At 68.0% G+C, this 14,164-nt stretch carries 19 protein-coding genes; 5 read left to right on the top strand and 14 right to left on the bottom strand.

Annotated elements, in window-relative coordinates:
* Positions 1–50 precede the first annotated feature (50 nt).
* Positions 51–458, top strand: coding sequence for a hypothetical protein (locus ACZ7L6_RS18115; protein WP_471924929.1), 408 nt, complete (start codon positions 51–53; stop codon positions 456–458).
* 259 nt (positions 459–717) lie between these two features.
* Here the strand turns inward: ACZ7L6_RS18115 and ACZ7L6_RS18110 are convergent, their stop codons facing one another.
* From ACZ7L6_RS18110 to ACZ7L6_RS18055, 12 genes are all read right to left on the bottom strand, one after another.
* Positions 718–2,115, bottom strand: coding sequence for a DNA primase family protein (locus ACZ7L6_RS18110; RefSeq protein WP_471924927.1), 1,398 nt, complete (start codon positions 2,113–2,115; stop codon positions 718–720).
* A complete protein-coding gene (locus ACZ7L6_RS18105; RefSeq protein WP_471924925.1) occupies positions 2,112–2,459 on the bottom strand; it encodes a hypothetical protein in 348 nt (115 codons plus the stop codon). The genes ACZ7L6_RS18110 and ACZ7L6_RS18105 overlap by 4 nt, the downstream gene beginning before the upstream one ends.
* Positions 2,456–3,364 carry a bifunctional DNA primase/polymerase gene (locus tag ACZ7L6_RS18100; RefSeq protein ID WP_471924923.1) on the bottom strand — a complete coding sequence of 303 codons (909 nt, stop codon included), beginning with the start codon at positions 3,362–3,364 and terminating at the stop codon, positions 2,456–2,458. The genes ACZ7L6_RS18105 and ACZ7L6_RS18100 overlap by 4 nt, the downstream gene beginning before the upstream one ends.
* A 90-nt stretch (positions 3,365–3,454) precedes the next feature.
* A complete protein-coding gene (locus ACZ7L6_RS18095; protein WP_471924921.1) occupies positions 3,455–3,775 on the bottom strand; it encodes a hypothetical protein in 321 nt (106 codons plus the stop codon).
* A gap of 20 nt (positions 3,776–3,795) precedes the next feature.
* Positions 3,796–4,101 (bottom strand): hypothetical protein, encoded by a 306-nt coding sequence (locus ACZ7L6_RS18090; RefSeq protein WP_471924919.1) that lies wholly within the window; start codon positions 4,099–4,101, stop codon positions 3,796–3,798.
* A gap of 204 nt (positions 4,102–4,305) precedes the next feature.
* Positions 4,306–6,429, bottom strand: a complete 2,124-nt coding sequence (locus ACZ7L6_RS18085) for an FtsK/SpoIIIE domain-containing protein (protein ID WP_471924916.1) — start codon at positions 6,427–6,429, stop codon at positions 4,306–4,308.
* Between the two features lie 148 nt (positions 6,430–6,577).
* Positions 6,578–6,748, bottom strand: a complete 171-nt coding sequence (locus ACZ7L6_RS18080) for a pRL2-8 (RefSeq protein WP_471924914.1) — start codon at positions 6,746–6,748, stop codon at positions 6,578–6,580.
* Between the two features lie 2 nt (positions 6,749–6,750).
* Positions 6,751–7,068: a hypothetical protein gene (locus ACZ7L6_RS18075; protein WP_471924912.1), complete on the bottom strand. Its 318-nt coding sequence runs from the start codon at positions 7,066–7,068 to the stop codon at positions 6,751–6,753.
* Entirely contained in the window at positions 7,068–7,454 is a 387-nt protein-coding gene (locus tag ACZ7L6_RS18070; protein WP_471924910.1) for an RRQRL motif-containing zinc-binding protein, read from the bottom strand. The genes ACZ7L6_RS18075 and ACZ7L6_RS18070 overlap by 1 nt, the downstream gene beginning before the upstream one ends.
* Positions 7,454–8,323: a protein spdB gene (locus tag ACZ7L6_RS18065; RefSeq protein WP_471924908.1), complete on the bottom strand. Its 870-nt coding sequence runs from the start codon at positions 8,321–8,323 to the stop codon at positions 7,454–7,456. Before ACZ7L6_RS18065 ends, ACZ7L6_RS18070 begins: the two co-directional genes overlap by 1 nt.
* Complete coding sequence (locus ACZ7L6_RS18060; RefSeq protein WP_471924906.1) at positions 8,320–8,511, bottom strand: hypothetical protein; 192 nt, start codon at positions 8,509–8,511, stop codon at positions 8,320–8,322. Before ACZ7L6_RS18060 ends, ACZ7L6_RS18065 begins: the two co-directional genes overlap by 4 nt.
* Positions 8,508–8,777: a DUF6284 family protein gene (locus tag ACZ7L6_RS18055; protein WP_471924904.1), complete on the bottom strand. Its 270-nt coding sequence runs from the start codon at positions 8,775–8,777 to the stop codon at positions 8,508–8,510. The genes ACZ7L6_RS18060 and ACZ7L6_RS18055 overlap by 4 nt, the downstream gene beginning before the upstream one ends.
* 541 nt (positions 8,778–9,318) lie before the next feature.
* Between ACZ7L6_RS18055 and ACZ7L6_RS18050 the strand changes: the two genes are divergently transcribed.
* Both ACZ7L6_RS18050 and ACZ7L6_RS18045 read left to right on the top strand, forming a co-directional pair.
* The gene (locus ACZ7L6_RS18050) at positions 9,319–10,035 is read left to right on the top strand and encodes a helix-turn-helix domain-containing protein (protein ID WP_471924902.1); all 717 of its coding nucleotides are present in this window, start codon (positions 9,319–9,321) and stop codon (positions 10,033–10,035) included.
* Positions 10,036–10,037: 2 nt separating this feature from the next.
* Positions 10,038–10,511: an NUDIX domain-containing protein gene (locus ACZ7L6_RS18045; RefSeq protein WP_471924900.1), complete on the top strand. Its 474-nt coding sequence runs from the start codon at positions 10,038–10,040 to the stop codon at positions 10,509–10,511.
* Here the strand turns inward: ACZ7L6_RS18045 and ACZ7L6_RS18040 are convergent.
* Together ACZ7L6_RS18040 and ACZ7L6_RS18035 are read right to left on the bottom strand one after the other, a co-directional pair.
* Entirely contained in the window at positions 10,499–11,065 is a 567-nt protein-coding gene (locus ACZ7L6_RS18040; protein WP_471924898.1) for an HD domain-containing protein, read from the bottom strand. The two genes, ACZ7L6_RS18045 and ACZ7L6_RS18040, sit on opposite strands and share 13 nt — an antisense overlap.
* 1 nt (position 11,066) lies before the next feature.
* Positions 11,067–11,528, bottom strand: coding sequence for a GntR family transcriptional regulator (locus ACZ7L6_RS18035; protein WP_471924896.1), 462 nt, complete (start codon positions 11,526–11,528; stop codon positions 11,067–11,069).
* Positions 11,529–12,779: 1,251 nt separating this feature from the next.
* Here ACZ7L6_RS18035 and ACZ7L6_RS18030 point away from each other — a divergent pair.
* Both ACZ7L6_RS18030 and ACZ7L6_RS18025 read left to right on the top strand, forming a co-directional pair.
* Entirely contained in the window at positions 12,780–13,118 is a 339-nt protein-coding gene (locus ACZ7L6_RS18030) for a DUF6233 domain-containing protein (RefSeq protein ID WP_471924894.1), read from the top strand.
* A 674-nt stretch (positions 13,119–13,792) separates the two neighbouring features.
* Positions 13,793–14,032, top strand: a complete 240-nt coding sequence (locus tag ACZ7L6_RS18025; RefSeq protein ID WP_471924892.1) for a hypothetical protein — start codon at positions 13,793–13,795, stop codon at positions 14,030–14,032.
* The last annotated feature ends 132 nt before the right edge of the window (positions 14,033–14,164 follow it).

Here is a 14,164-nt window from a genome sequence, read left to right as displayed (position 1 = left end):
TCGCGGCCCGCCCTTGCGGAGGGCAGGGGCAGGGGTGTCCGATAGGCGCCATGACTGAAGCGTTAGCGGCCCCTGGGGGCGCAGATGGATCGGACGACCAGGACCTTCTGTACCGGGACGGGGAGTGGACGCGGATTCCGTCCCCGATATCGGGTGACGGGGACTGGGACAAGGCAGTCTCTGAAGCCGGATACAAGGAATTTTTCGGGTCTGGGGACCCGGAATCGAACTACGTGACCATCCATCTGTATCGAGGGCCGTCGAACTACCTGATCGATCTGTCGTCGAATGTGTCGACCGAGGTGGTGTACGCCGCCACGTTGCCGGACGCGATGGATCTTCTCGCCAAGTGGATGCCAGTCGTCAGCTCAGCCAGCTTGGGCTGTTTGCTTACCGAGCTTGACCAAGGCCAATCAGCGCTGGGCCAGTTGATCGTCAAGGCTGTCGGGAAGCAGTGAGGCCGCTTGGCCACCGGGCCGTCGGCGGACTTGAGGCAGAGGGCGGCTCGTAGTGCCCATCGGTGGGGCTAACAATGCTGTGGGTCGCGGACCATCGCGGACCACCTTGTTTGACCTGCGGTTTTGGTGGGGTGACTGTGCGGACCATCGCGGACCACGGGGCTGGGGCCGGTCCGCGATGTTCTGCTCTGCGGTTTGGTGTAATCCGCAGGTCATGAGGGGTGGTCCGCGATGGTCCGCGACCCGGCGGATTGTGGAACTAGCTCTGGTCGGCGGCGCAGAGTGCGACCCCGGTGTAGGTGCGTACCCGGCTTTCGCCGTCGCGGGGGCGGGTGAGGGTGAGTTGGGGGATGACGGAGAGCAGGTTGCGGCCGAAGACCTGTTTGGTGCCGGGGCGGACGTTGTTGTCTTCGGCCCACTCGCGCCAGACCGTCCACAGGGCGTCCACGGGCACGGAGCAGGTGGGTCCGGTGGTGCAGCGTTCCCGGATGAACGCGGACGTGGGAGAGGCGGTGTCCTGCATGGTGGTGACCGCCTCACGGCTCGATGCCGGTTCGGTGATCCGCCCGGTTCGCTGAAGACGCGCGAGACCTTCTAGAGCCCAGTTGAGGATGCCGGGCATCTCTGCGGTGAGCCGGTCGAAGAGGGTGGGGTCTTCCTTGCCCAGCCAGGACACCCGCATGTTGAGCAGGACGAAGCGGCGGGCGATGACGCCGGAGGAGTCGCCGAAGTGCGGCAGTTCGTTGGACAGGATCACCAGCCGGGTCGGCAGCTTGCCGGTCCACACCGCGCGGTATTTGCGGTCGATGTCGATGGTGTCCTCCCCCGAGATCGTCAGCAGCCGTTCGACGACTTGGCTGTTGTCGTTCCCGGACAGCCGGGCGTCGGAGATGACCGCGAGCGGCTTGCCGACCAGGGTGGACAGGCCGAAGTTCGTGCCGAGTCCGGCGAGGGTGGGCCCGGCGAGGTTCTCCTTGCCGACCAGCTCCTTGAGCACACGGGCGATGGTGCCCTTGCCGGAGCGGGACGGGCCGACGATGAGCAGGATCTTCTGCATGTCGGTCCGACCGGAGAGCACGTAGCCGAACCACTCCTGAAGAGCGGCGATGGCGTCAGAGTCCTCGGGCCAGATCTGCGCCAGGAAGCGTTCCCACGTCGGTGCCCTCGCGGCGGGGTTATAGGCGAAGGGGACGGAGACCAGGTTGAAGAATCCGGGCCCATGCGGCAGAAGCGCGCGGTCCCGGATCCTGAGCAGGCCGTTCTCACAGGCCACCATCGGCCCGGTGTCTGCCGCGTTGTCGCCGTCGATCCAGGAGGGAGCGTCGGTCTCGGAGGGCAGCAGGGTAATGGCGCCCAATGCATCGAGAAGGTTGCTGATCTTCTGCTTGGTGGGGGCCCAATCGCGTTCCTCGAACTCCCCGTCCTTGACCGGGGCGAGGTAGACGGCGTGTTCGAGGCGGGTGTACATAGCCGCGCGGATCTGCGCTTCGTCCACCTCCCGCCAGCAGGTTCCCGTCCAGCGCATCCAGGACGCGCGCCAGCGCCGGCAGACCAACTGCCCGTCCTGGCTCTGCCAGTCCGGCAGGAGGCGGCGGGCGACGGCCAGGGGGTTGGACGGCGGCGGCAGTTCCTCGGTCTCGATGGTGGGGTCGGTCATGCCGCGTGCCTCCCTTCCTGGGGATTGCGGAGCGGGCATTCGTCGCGGTGGGCGGTGTGGTCCGCGATCAGGGCCAGCACTCGCTTGTGGCCGACGGCGCTGCGGTCCCGCCCGCACTCGCACCGTGACGTGGCCGTGGGGGTGGCGCCGCGCGGCGCACGGATATGGAGCATGGCGACGATGTACGGGCCGTTGCCCTGTGGCGGGTCAGAACGAAGAGCAGTTCGGACGCCCTTACGGGCGGCGCCTTTCGGCTCGCCCACGGCAGCCGTGGGCGCGGCCGGTTCGGCGGCGTGCAGGCCGGTACTGGTGGGGGTGAGGCTCTTAGGGGGATGGGGGGTCATGCCGCCCTGCCTCGGGTGGGGTTGTTGGCGATGGACCAGTCCAGGCCGCGACGGATCACGTCGTCGTAGTAGCACTGCGGCTGTGTGGCGTTGCCGGCCGCTGCCTCCCTAAGAGCCTGCTCAACCTGCGTACGGAGGAGGTCGCCGGACGCGATCAGCCGACCCAGGGCGCGTGCGGCCCGCAGCAGCGTGGCGTTGCGGGTGCCGTCCGCCGCTGTGGCCACGTTCCGGGCCTCGTTGGCGAGCGCTACATCCGCATATCGGTGCGATTGCCCCGTCATGGGCCCTGTAGGCGCCAGTACGGGCTTGGGGGCCGGTTGCAGGACGGTTTGGAGCCAGGACGGCAGACAGGCAGCCACAGGGGCACACAGAGCCTCGTACCGTCCGGCGGGGGTGACGCTACCCGCCGCGACGACATACCCGCCGCGCGCCCGGGTGTCGACCAACGGAGCGATGCTCCCTGCCGTGTTGGTCAGCCGGACGCCGTCCGGGGCGGTGAAGTACAGGTGCTCCCCCCCGCTCGCGGTCCGCACCCGGTAGGTGGTGGGGACGGCGTGGCCGGTGCGCTCGCAGAGCGCCGCGAAGGTCGTCGCGCCGTCAGGCGCGTCCGAACTGCCTTTGTCCTTGGGCATGTCGAGGTCGACCACGAGCAGGCTGGAGGGGCCGGTGGCGATGCCGACGTTGAACGGCGCGTGTGTCCAGGCGGCTTGGATGCGGTCGGGGTCGGTTGTGGCGCGTTGCTCCCACTTCACGTGCCCGTCGGCACAGGGTCCGGTACCGGTGCAGGTCTTCTCACCGTGCAGTGCCGGCCGCTTGGTCCCGGGGCGCAGGGGGAAGACGTGCCAGCCGCGTTCGGCGGCGTCCAGCGCGGCGCGGAGCAGCGCGGGATGGGGGTCATGGGTCATGCTGGAGGTCTCCAGTTCTCTGGGTGAGTGCTGGCGAGCAAGGGCGGCCCCGGATTCATTGGCGTGAGACAGGGGCCGCCCTTGGCGTAGCTAGTGCTCCGTGCTGCGCCGCCAGGTCTGGCGGTACGGCGAGTGAGGCAGCAGCCCGGCGGAGAGCAGGGCCTCGTAGTCCATCCCGGTGCAGGGACGCTGCTGTTCGCGACCGTCGGGCAGCGCCCACAAGGTCATGCCGTCCTCGTCGCAGACGGTGCAGTCCTCATGGCTGGTGCGGTGTTCGGCGGTGATGTACAGGCGGGTGCGGGTGCCTTCGCTGGTCGGCATGCGGCGTACCGAGGTGGCATCGACGGTGGCGAGGATGGCTTGGGCGATGCGGGGCACGTCCTGGTGCTCGCAGAGGATGCGGATCTCCAATGTGGTGGTCCCTTCCCGGATCAGTGCTTGGAGCGGGCGAGTTTGAGGCTGATGCCGCCGACGCTGATCGGCCCGGTGGCGGCGGCGATGGCTGCGGCGGTGTGGACGGCGAAGTCGAGCAGGGCGAGCAGACCGGCCACGGTGGCGAAGATCCCGATGGCGCCTGCTCCGGCGACCGCGATCGGGTACAGGTAGCTGCGCAGCGGCCGTCCGGTGGGGTCGGTGGTGTGGACGACGATGACGACCGGTTGCCCGGTGGCTTCGGCGCGGCGGTAGGCGTCGGCGGGGATGTGCGGGGCGATGATCCCCGGCGGGTCGCGGTGCATGCGGAATCCCTTCGCGGAGTGGCACAGGGAGGCAGAGCCACCCCCTTCGGGGAGTGCTCTGGAGGGGGTTTCAGGGGTCTGACCTGGGGTGCCTCCCTGCCTCCCTGAACGATCATTCGTGCAGGTCAGGGCCAGGTAGTCGGGTCAGGGAGGCGTGCAGGGAGTTCTCCCTGCCTCCCTGGCCCGGACAGGGTTGGCTCCCTGTCATGCGGAGGTGGAAGCGGAACCGTCGCTGTCGCGGTTGGCGAGGGCGCGGGTGAGGCGGTCGCGGCCGACGACCATGACGCCGTCGGACTTGTAGGGCTCGGCTCCGGTGCCGTCCAGGACGCGCTTGAGGTCGAGGAACGACCACTTGCCGTACGCGTCCGCGTTCAGCGCGGCGAGCCGGTTGATGACCTCCTGTGTGCGCAGCCGCGAGGCGTCCCCGAGCACGCTGGCGATGTCGGCGAGCGGGTCACGCTCCTCGCCCCGCTCGATGACGTGCAGGGTGGCCACGCCGTCGCGCATCGCCTTGGCGCGGGCGGCGATGGCCTTGGCGTCGTCGTCGCTGATGTAGTGCGTGCGCACGGTGATGGACGACTGGCCCTTGGGGATCTCGATGCCGCTGGACGCGACGACCAGGGTTCCCTGGTCCAGGCCGGGGCGCAGCAGGTTGGGGGCGGCGCCGCCGTCGACGGCCTTGTCCCCCAGCGCCATGCGCGCCTGCGACTCGGTGCCCAGGGCGAGGGCGGCGCGGGTGTGGGCGCCCTCGCGGACCAGCTTGGGAAGGTTCTGGTCGGTGGGGTCCTGGGTGCCCTGCCACATCAGCACGTTCACGGCACGGCCCTGGTTGTGGATCTTCCGGACGGCCATGAAGTAACGGGAGGTGGCCTTGGAGCCGCCATAGGGGCGGCCCTCTTCGTCTTTGACGGGGCACATGAACGCCACCTGTGCCTCGTCGACGATGCAGATCAGCGGCGGGAACTCGATGCTCGGCTCGTGCTGGCGGGCTTCGATGCGGCGGTTCATCTCGTCGACCACGCCCTCGACCATTTCGGTCGCCTGGATGACGTGGTCATCGGTCGGCCCCTGGATGAGCACCGCGGCCAGGCCGTCGAACATGACCCAGTCACCGCCCTTGAGGTCGGCCAGACGGAACTCAACCGTCTTGTCCAGCGCGGCCCACAGGGCGAGCGCGCGCAGGGACGCGGTCTTGCCCTGGTTGGACAGACCGGTGATGAGCAGGTGCCGCTGATACAGACTCAGCGCGGCGGCATCGCCGCGCAGGTCCTGCCCCCACGGGGCGCGGCCGGTCTTGTAGTTCGCGGTCAGGGTCTCGTCGGTGACCAGCGGGGACGGACCGATCGGCTCATCCAGCGCCCCGGAGTCGGCGATCCACAGCCGCACGGTGCGGGCCGCCTCGGGGATCGTGATGAACACCTCGTGCTCATGCCGGGTCAGGTTCTCCGCCAGCTTGCGGCGCCGCTGCTGCACCTCGATCGTCGACACCCCCGAGGGCAGGGTGACATCGACCTCGACACCGCACCCGGCGATCGTGATCGGGGACAGCATCGACGCGCCGGCGTCGCCCATCTCCTTGATGGCGTTGCGCAGGGCAGGAACCCCCAGGTCACGCAGGGCCTTGACCACGATGGACGGCGTGATCGGCTCACCCTCACCGGAGCGCACGTTCGCCGGAAGCGCCCACTGCGGTGCGGCCTGCTGCTTGCTGCCGACGGCCCACATGCCCAGCAGGGCACACAGCGGGCCGAGGACGACGGCGTAGGGCCACACCACCTGCACGATCCTGATCAGGGTGGCGATGAAGTCGATGGTCGCCGCGAGCGGGGTGATGACATCGCCGACTTCCCCGCTGTTGAGGGCCATCACGATGCCGAGCGCGACCAGGGTGCCGATGCCCATACCGGTGCCGACGACGGCGCCCTTGGCGACCTCCACCGGGGAGTGCAGCAGGTCCATACGGCGGCGGTGCCGCGCCTCGCGGAAGCGCTGCAGCCGGTCCTCCCACTCCTCGGCCACCTCGTAGTTCCCGGCGGCCTCGGCGGCGCGAAGCATGCGCTCGTAGCGGGCCCCGGTGCGGCCGTCCCAGGTGCGGCGGGCCACGATCCGGCCCCCGTTGAGCGTGTAGAGGCCGTGGCGGGCCACCGCGCGCAAGGTCGTCTTAGTGGTCTCGTGGGTGACGACCGTGCGCACGGCGCGGCCGGAGCGCACCCACAACGGCACAGACGCGGCCGGTGCCGGGTCGGGGACCACGGTCAGCGTGGTCACGGTCGCCTCATCGGCAGGCGGTTCGGGGGTCTTGTGGAGGTGAACGACGCTTTCGGACATGCTGAGGTGCTCCTGACTGCCCCTGCCGGGGCGGGAGTTGAGAAAAGCGGACGGGGCGGCCGGGTCCGTAGCAGGGACGGCCGCCCCGCCAGTCGAGGTGTACGGGGCGCGCGTCAGGCGGCGGGAAGAGCGCGCGGCGTGAGCGTGGTCACCACCAGCGGGATTCCTTCTTGGGCACGATGTAGGGGTGGCCGTTGATCATGTGGTCCACGCACTGCGGGCAGTCCTCCCGGGAACCGAGGTGGCGGTGTGCGCGGCGATCGTGGGCATGCTGCCAGCACTGCGGGCACTCGCCCGGAGGCGTCTGCTGTGCGGCCATGGTCACCACCACCCCGAGGACTTCTTGGCGGCCTTCGCCTGGGCGGCCTCGGTGATGAGCCGCTGCCGCTCGCTGTGCAGCGCGGTCAGCTCCGCGTTCAGCCGCGTCTCGGCGGCCGTGCCGATGGAGTCCATCCGGTCCTCCGCCCCACTCGTGCTGCGCCCCCGGTGGACGCTGCGGGCGCCCCCGGCCATGGCGCGGGTCATGGCGAGCCGTTCGCGGCTGGTCAGCGGCCACCACTCGCCCCGCTGCACGGCTTCCAGCTTCTTCGTGGTCCGCCGGATCTCCTTGTCCAGGCGGCGGATGTCGGCGTTGCCCATCACGTACTCCTCGCAGCTTGGTCGGGAAAGGCGCACAGCACGCAGCAGCCGAGCGAGCGCGGCATGCAGTAGCTGTAGGTGATGCCGCAGGTCGTGCACGTTTGGCGGGCGAGCATCGCCAACGCCAGAGCGCCCCACTTGCGCGAGGTCATCGGCCGCACCTTCTTGGCCAGGTCGACGCGGTACAGGTAGGCCACCCTCGGGGTGCCGGTGCGCCGGTTGACCCGCATGACCTGCGCCGCTATCGGCTGACCGCCCGGACGAAGCCCTTGGACCCGTAACTGCCGGCGCGTGGCCAACCCGTCCGGGGCCAGCCGCCACGGGTAGGTGGGCACCCCGTAGCGGGCGCCGGACGGGTCGAAGCACTTGCCCCACGCGGCGGACATCAGGCCACCACCACGACGCGGTTCCATGCGGCCCGCAGGCGGACCTCGGAGGCGGAGTGACCGGCCGCGCGGAAGCGCTTGGCCATCTCGCGGTACGACAGGGCCGGGGTCTCGCTGTGGCGGATCTCGTCGACCAGCACGTCAAGGGCGTCGTCGGTGAGCGCGGGCCCTGCCTCCAGCGCGGGCAGTCCGGTCGGCTCACTCGGACCCCACACCGGGAGCTCCCAGCGGGCCGTGACGCCGGGCGTGACGGGCGCCGTCACGCTGGTCAGTGCCCTGCCCGTTGCCTCGCCCTTGCGCGCCGTCTCCAGCGTCGACCATGCCCCCGCGAGGGTTTCGGCGGTCTTGGCCTGCACACGAGCGACGCGGGCACCGGCCTGCGTCACGGCCGCAAGCCGGGTCTCCTCCGTGCTCGCCTCGGCCCGCAGCCGGGCACGGGCCACGGCCGCCTCATCGCGGGCCTCCTGCTGGATACCCCGGATCGCATCCAGCGCGGTGGGGGTGAGCGCGGTGCGCTCCCACAGCCCGTGCACCAGCCACAGGGCCTTGGCCGCAATCGGCAGCCACGCCACCGCCAGCCACGCGGCGGCGGCCTCCTCCACCGTGAGCGCGTGAGCGACCAGGACACCGGACGCGACCAGTCCGAAGAACCAGCCGACACCGGTCACTGCGCGGTTGTGGTCGCCCTGCGCGGCGAGGCGGCGTTCGTAGGCGAGGGTGGCCAGCCATCCGCCGTCGATGCCCAGACCGACGACCAGGGCGACGGGCCACGGCACGGCCGTGCCCAGCCACATCACGACGACGGCCAGGGTGAGCACCATGGACACCGCCGTCATCATGGCGGCGGGCAGAACGGTCTTGGCGGTCATCGTCCGCCCCCGTTCCGGTGGCCGTGGACCACCCAGCCGATGAACTGCGTGAAGCAGCCGGCTGCGATCAGGTAGCGCCAGACATGCTCATGGGTGACGAACGCGGCCGTGATGCTGGTGAAGGAGATCAGCAGGCCCACCGCGATCAGCAGCAGGGCCAGGCCGGTCGGGGAGGTGTTCGCCCTCATGCCGCACCCCCCGGCAGCGTCACATCGGCGGTGCGGTTGGCCAGCGCGCGACGCTCGGCCAGCACCCGGCGGTGGGCGCGGCGGATGCGGCGGGCGTCCAACTCGGTCGGCGTGCGGTCCAGGGTGATGATCTGCGCGTCCAGCAGGTCGACGTCCGCCAGGATCGCGGGCAACTCCTGCTCGATCGCGTCCAGCTCCGCGTCCGTCGGTTCGATCCAGTCCGCGAACGCGGTAACAGCGTCCTGAACAGTCACGATGGGGCTCATGGGTCGTGGTTCCTCTCGAAGGGTGAACGGCCCGAACAGCACCCCCGGAGGGCCTAATCTCCGGGGGTGCGCGCCGTTGAAGGTGAATGCCGTACACAGGTGGCGCGGCCGCCGGTAGCGGCCGGTGCCCCGGACCGGAGTCGAACCGGTTGGATGCCGTGCGGGGCACGCCGGTCTTCTCCGCCTTGTTTCCGACCCCTTCGGGCAGGCGGACCACGGGTTACCGGCAGTTCCCTGTGTGAAGTTCTCAACCAGCTGGCGCTGCCTTCGTAGTCACCCCTGCGGGCTTTCCTCCGGGCGCTGCATGCAGTACCTGTTTTACAGGTACTGCATATGATTCCGTCAAGTACGGGCACGGAACTTCTTGGGTTTGCGCCAGGACTTCTTGGCGCACCATCAGAATCGCTGCAGGTCAGGGGAGTTCGTTACCCCCTACTTGGAAACCTTGCGGAGATCTGGCACGGTCAGAGCTCCCTAGATGTCCCTCAGAGGTGGGCAGATGTCCAACGAGCGTTTGCGTTCAGCCCTGTTGGCTCGCGGCATGACCGTTCAGGACCTGGCCGACGCAATCAAGGTCAACCCGAAGACCGTCGAACGTTGGATCGCGCAAGGGAAGGTGCCGTATCGCCGACACCAGTACGCCACGGCCGCAGCGCTCAAGGTCGACGTGACAACGCTGTGGGACGACGGTCGCACGCTGGAGAGCGCAACGGACCTGAGCAAGGCCGAGATTGTGGCCGTCTACCCACACCGCCACACGGTGCCTCCGGGCTTGTGGCGCGAGATGTACGCGCGAGCCGACAGGAACCTTGACGTCCTCGTCTACTCCGGGCTCTTCCTGTCGGAGGACCCCCTGTTCATCGACCTTCTGAAGAAGAAGGTCGAGGGGACCACCCAGGTGCGCATCCTGCTCGGCGACCCTGACTGCGAGGCCGTACGGCAGCGCGGCATAGACGAGGGACACCGCATCATGGACGGCAAGATACGGAACGCTTTGGTGAACTACCGGCCGCTCTTCGAGAGCCACCCAGAGATCAGCTTCCGACTGCACGCCACGACGCTCTACAACTCCATCTACCGGTCCGATGACGAGATGCTCGTCAACCCCCACGTCTACGGCATCGGCGCCTACATGGCCCCCATCTTCCACCTACGACGCATGCCGGGCGGCGGTCTGTTCGACACGTACGCGAATAGCATCGAACAGACCTGGGGAGGCGCTCGCCAGGTTACGGACCGCGACGTCACGGGAGCCTGACCATGGGACGCATTGACTACCTGCATGACCCCGACGCACCGCCGGCCAACTCCGTCGTGCCTTCGGTCGTGGCGTTCGTCCAGAACGATGCGGGCCAGGTGCTCATGATTCAGCGCTCAGACAACGGGCGTTGGGCACTGCCCGGCGGCGGGCACGACGTGGGCGAGACCATCAGTGACACCGTGGTGCGCGAAGTCTGGGAAGAAACTGGCATCAAGGCCGAAGTCGTCGACATGTCCGGGATCTACACCGACCCCGGACACGTGATGCAGTACGACGACGGAGAGGTCCGCCAGCAATTCAGCATCTGCTTCCGTGCCCGTCCGTCCGGTGGCGAGCTGCGTACGAGCAATGAGACGACGCAGGTCCGTTGGGTGAACGCAACGGACCTGCCGAAACTCGACATCCATCCCACGATGCGGCTCCGCATCGATCACGCCATGGACCGGACGCGGACGACTCCTTACATCGGCTGACGCTTGGCGGCGGCGACCTGCTCGAGGACGCGCGCAGTGCTTGCGCAGATCTCCGGCTCAGCACGGCGGATGAAGGTGCCGATCAGACTGTCCGGCCCGTAGCGCCCGGCAATCTCGTTGACTCGATCCACAGGGTTCGTCGGGTCGCCGTCTGGCGTGGTGGTCATGTCGCAGTAGCAGAGCGCGTCGTTCAGATACGCGCTTTCGCGGGGGAACTCGCCCTCCAGCTCTTCACGCATGCCCCGCGCCTCCGCCTCCATCCACGCGCAGGAGTGGTGCGCCACGAGATTCACCACCCGCTTGTCGGCGTGGGCGACGTCGCGGAGGTAGCGGGCACCATCGAGCGGATGAAAGCCGGTCTTGGCCAGGTCTGGCGAGTAGCCGATGTCGTGCAGGACGGCAGCGGCTTCCAAAAGCTCAGCGTCCTTCCCGAGGATGAGCGCGATGCCGCGCGCCCGCTCGGCCACCCCCAGAGAGTGCTTCCAGCGGCGCGGTAGCGGCTCTGCCAGCAGGGACTCAGCCAGGGGATAGGCCCACTCCGTCAGCTCCGACAAGCTAGGAACTCTCCTCTCGAATCGGCACGGCGCAGACCGTCCGCACCCTGCCCTGTCCACCACTCGCGAGCACGCCCGCGGCCTCCAACTTGTCGAGAGCCTTGGTCACGGTGGGGCGTGATACTCCGAACCGCTCGGCCAGAACGGACGCACTGGGAAACGCTGCCCCGACTGGCAGGTTGTCATCCGCGATGATGTCCGCGATGCGGTCTTCCAACGGACGGCGGTCGGTCCGCTCTCCGGGTCGTACGACGCGCCAACGCCCGCCGGGCACCGGTTCGGCAACGCCATCCTTCTGAAGAGTACTGAACGCCCGAAGTACGACCCCGCGCGATACCCCATGTGCCTTCATGAGGTCAGCCGCCGACGGCAGCTGCGTCATCTCCGGGTCGGCCTTGATCTGAGCCTTCACCGCTGCCGCAATCTCCTGGAAGGTGCCCCGAGGGCTCGCCTGCTGCGCCACTCACTCTCCCTCTCGTCTACCCGCCGTCATGGCCAAGCCTCGCACGTCGTCGCGGCATTCAGAACCTGTCTCAGGGACCGACGGCCGGACCCCAGGACGCGGCACCGCCAGATGCGCTGTGCTGGTCGGTCGGCGGCGATGAGCGCTCTCACAGGGCCAGCTTCCAGGGGTGGCGCTGCAGGCGGTGGACGGCCAACTCCGTATCGGTGGTGAAGGTGGCCGTGCACCGCGTGCAGGCGTATGGGCGCGAGGCGCCGGGACAGGTCAACATGTGCAGGGCGCTGAGAGCGTATGTGCTGCCGCAGTGCGGGCAGCTGCTTTGGTCGGCCTCAGCCCAGAGCCTCGCCAACCGTGGCCGAAGCCAATGCTCCTGATGGTGGTGCTCCTCACACGCCTTCTGGTTGAAGAAGCCTTCACCGCAAATCTTGCAGCGATACGGTCGCGGCCGGCTCGGACAGGAAAAGAGTTCGTGAGCAACCACGTCCCGGACCGGGCGATGGCACCAGCGGCAATCCATCTGCAGCCTTGGCGCGGGCGGCCTAAGAGCCGAACGGGGCTGCAATAGGAGCGATGCGGTGGGGTGGGTGCCAGCCCGCAGCTGCAACCTTCCTGCGCCCCTGACGGGGTCACGGGTAGTGAACAGTGCGTCGCGGCTCGCCCCCATGCCAGCGATCGTGTACTCGCCACGCGGAACGGTGACGTCGAGGCGATGCCCGATCCGGGCTGGAATGACCAGGCCGTTCCGCTGCGCCATCCCGCTGCGGCGGGCCAGAAGCAGGGAGACGGGGTCACCTTCGCGCAGCCCTGACCGGCGCGCCGGAGAATCCAGTTGGGGGACGACGGAGAGGACTTGCTTCCGCATCCCGAGGCCGCCGAGTGTCGCAGCAGCATCGAGTTGAGTCCGGTTTCCGTAGGTTGCGAGGGGCGGGCCACCCATCAAACCGACGGCCTGGAGCGGCTGGCCATTGGTACCGAAGATGAGATGGCGGCGGCGATAGACGTATTCGCCGCCAGCGACGAGCAGCGGCCCAGCGGGTCCTATCAGCAGAGACAGAGCGCCAAGGATCCCCCTGACCCACATCAGGGAGTCCTCCTCGTCGGGGCGCCAGGACTGCGGCGGAGGAGGTGCATTCATCTGGCTACAACCTCTAAGGCGGGGTAGGGGCCCAAAGGCCCATTATCGCCGCACATGGCCAGTTATCGCTTCACGTCACAGCTGCTAGCGGCCACTCTACCGCTAGAATCGAACATGTGAACGACCCTGTCCCGTCGAGACTCGTACTGCTCCGCTTCCTGGAGCGGGTGCAGCTCAGGGACCTGGAGCGCACTCGCCGCTGGATCGCGGACGAAGAACGGCGCGAGGCCGAACGACAGCGCGGGATCCAAGCCCGCCCGCCGGCGCCCGAGTGGCTTCTCGAACGCGGCCTGTCCGGCCGGAGCCCGGTGTACGTCCATGCCGGCGACTGCTGGAACGCAGGCAAGCGGTCGAAGGGCATCAGCCGGGACCAGGCGGTGCAGGCACTCACGGAACAGGGCGTGCCGCACTGCCCGCACTGCCGCCCGGACACCTTGCTCGGCATCCTCGACTAGGCGCTGTGCGGCCGACGTTCCGACGTCTTCTTTACTGCGGTCTGAACTTTCCCTGCCCCATCAAGGCCCGCGCACGGCGCGGGCGTGCGCCGCCTCTGCGGCGCGCTGCATGCATGCGGGTGGAAGAGAGAAAACCCGCTGTGGCTGGGGCGGTCGGCTCCACGACTTTAGCCAGCCACTTTGGCGCGAGCCTAGAAGATCATGGCCCCAACGTCGTGCTTTACCGGGCAGGTCCACAGACTGCCCGACGCGCCGGAAGCTTACGGGGCCATGATCACTCGCGCCGAATCAGCTCCTGGCTAAATTCGTTCCGCCGACCGCGCTCCCTTCTGGACGCCGGCACCCCTGCCTTGGCCAGCCTTGAACTCTACTGGCCCGCCATAATCGGTCGAGTTGTGGATCCCCAACGTCCGAGCGACACAAACTCTGTACCGGTAGTCTCCAGACCGACTTGCCGTTTTGCGGCGCGTTTCCCTGCCTGTCCGACGAGGCGGGGAAGCCAGGGGAACGCTGGTGGCGTTCAAGGGGGTTGTTGGCGTAACTTTACTGGTATGTAGACCCCGCGACAGAAGTCACCCGAAACGCCTTGGAAAAGCACTCAATGAGGTGCCATTTATAGCCTGAACGACCTACTTGATCAGGTCATCCATGTAGCAGTCGAGGACACTGTCGACATGGAAACCATGTCAATCATTGTGATCATCGTTGGACTAGTCGTCTTGATCGCTGGCCTGATCGTGTTTATCCGACCTGTCGAGCAAACTCCAGTACCGCACGGGGCAGGGGAAGTCGCAGAGCTCGTAGCACAAGTCAATGAATTGCTCGAAAAGTTCGATAAGCGACTCAGGCCGGGAGTGCTCCTGATGCTGATCGGGCTGGCCCTCGTTGGCATCGGGGCATATATTAACCCGTGATTTCTGTCCTTATAGGGCCTGGAAAGCGCCGCCAGACTCCTCGATGTGCACCGGGATTCCATCCAATTCGCGAGGCACCCCCGATGTAGATCGGCTCTCGGCGAACACTGTGATCACCGGCCGGCCATCCAG

It is taken from the genome of Streptomyces sp. NPDC107522 (genome assembly GCF_055657525.1).
Note: the sequence above shows the minus strand (reverse complement) of the source record. Positions and strands in the feature narration are given on the sequence as shown.

What these genes read in the sequence shown, in the direction of transcription:
- ACZ7L6_RS18115 (WP_471924929.1), top strand. Translation starts at nt 51, where the DNA reads ATGACTGAAGCGTTAGCGGCCCCTGGGGGCGCAGATGGATCGGACGAC.
- ACZ7L6_RS18110 (WP_471924927.1), bottom strand. Translation starts at nt 2,115, where the DNA reads ATGACCGACCCCACCATCGAGACCGAGGAACTGCCGCCGCCGTCCAAC.
- ACZ7L6_RS18105 (WP_471924925.1), bottom strand. Translation starts at nt 2,459, where the DNA reads ATGACCCCCCATCCCCCTAAGAGCCTCACCCCCACCAGTACCGGCCTG.
- ACZ7L6_RS18100 (WP_471924923.1), bottom strand. Translation starts at nt 3,364, where the DNA reads ATGACCCATGACCCCCATCCCGCGCTGCTCCGCGCCGCGCTGGACGCC.
- ACZ7L6_RS18090 (WP_471924919.1), bottom strand. Translation starts at nt 4,101, where the DNA reads ATGCACCGCGACCCGCCGGGGATCATCGCCCCGCACATCCCCGCCGAC.
- ACZ7L6_RS18085 (WP_471924916.1), bottom strand. Translation starts at nt 6,429, where the DNA reads ATGTCCGAAAGCGTCGTTCACCTCCACAAGACCCCCGAACCGCCTGCC.
- ACZ7L6_RS18080 (WP_471924914.1), bottom strand. Translation starts at nt 6,748, where the DNA reads ATGGCCGCACAGCAGACGCCTCCGGGCGAGTGCCCGCAGTGCTGGCAG.
- ACZ7L6_RS18075 (WP_471924912.1), bottom strand. Translation starts at nt 7,068, where the DNA reads ATGGGCAACGCCGACATCCGCCGCCTGGACAAGGAGATCCGGCGGACC.
- ACZ7L6_RS18070 (WP_471924910.1), bottom strand. Translation starts at nt 7,454, where the DNA reads ATGTCCGCCGCGTGGGGCAAGTGCTTCGACCCGTCCGGCGCCCGCTAC.
- ACZ7L6_RS18065 (WP_471924908.1), bottom strand. Translation starts at nt 8,323, where the DNA reads ATGACCGCCAAGACCGTTCTGCCCGCCGCCATGATGACGGCGGTGTCC.
- ACZ7L6_RS18060 (WP_471924906.1), bottom strand. Translation starts at nt 8,511, where the DNA reads ATGAGGGCGAACACCTCCCCGACCGGCCTGGCCCTGCTGCTGATCGCG.
- ACZ7L6_RS18055 (WP_471924904.1), bottom strand. Translation starts at nt 8,777, where the DNA reads ATGAGCCCCATCGTGACTGTTCAGGACGCTGTTACCGCGTTCGCGGAC.
- ACZ7L6_RS18050 (WP_471924902.1), top strand. Translation starts at nt 9,319, where the DNA reads ATGACCGTTCAGGACCTGGCCGACGCAATCAAGGTCAACCCGAAGACC.
- ACZ7L6_RS18045 (WP_471924900.1), top strand. Translation starts at nt 10,038, where the DNA reads ATGGGACGCATTGACTACCTGCATGACCCCGACGCACCGCCGGCCAAC.
- ACZ7L6_RS18025 (WP_471924892.1), top strand. Translation starts at nt 13,793, where the DNA reads ATGGAAACCATGTCAATCATTGTGATCATCGTTGGACTAGTCGTCTTG.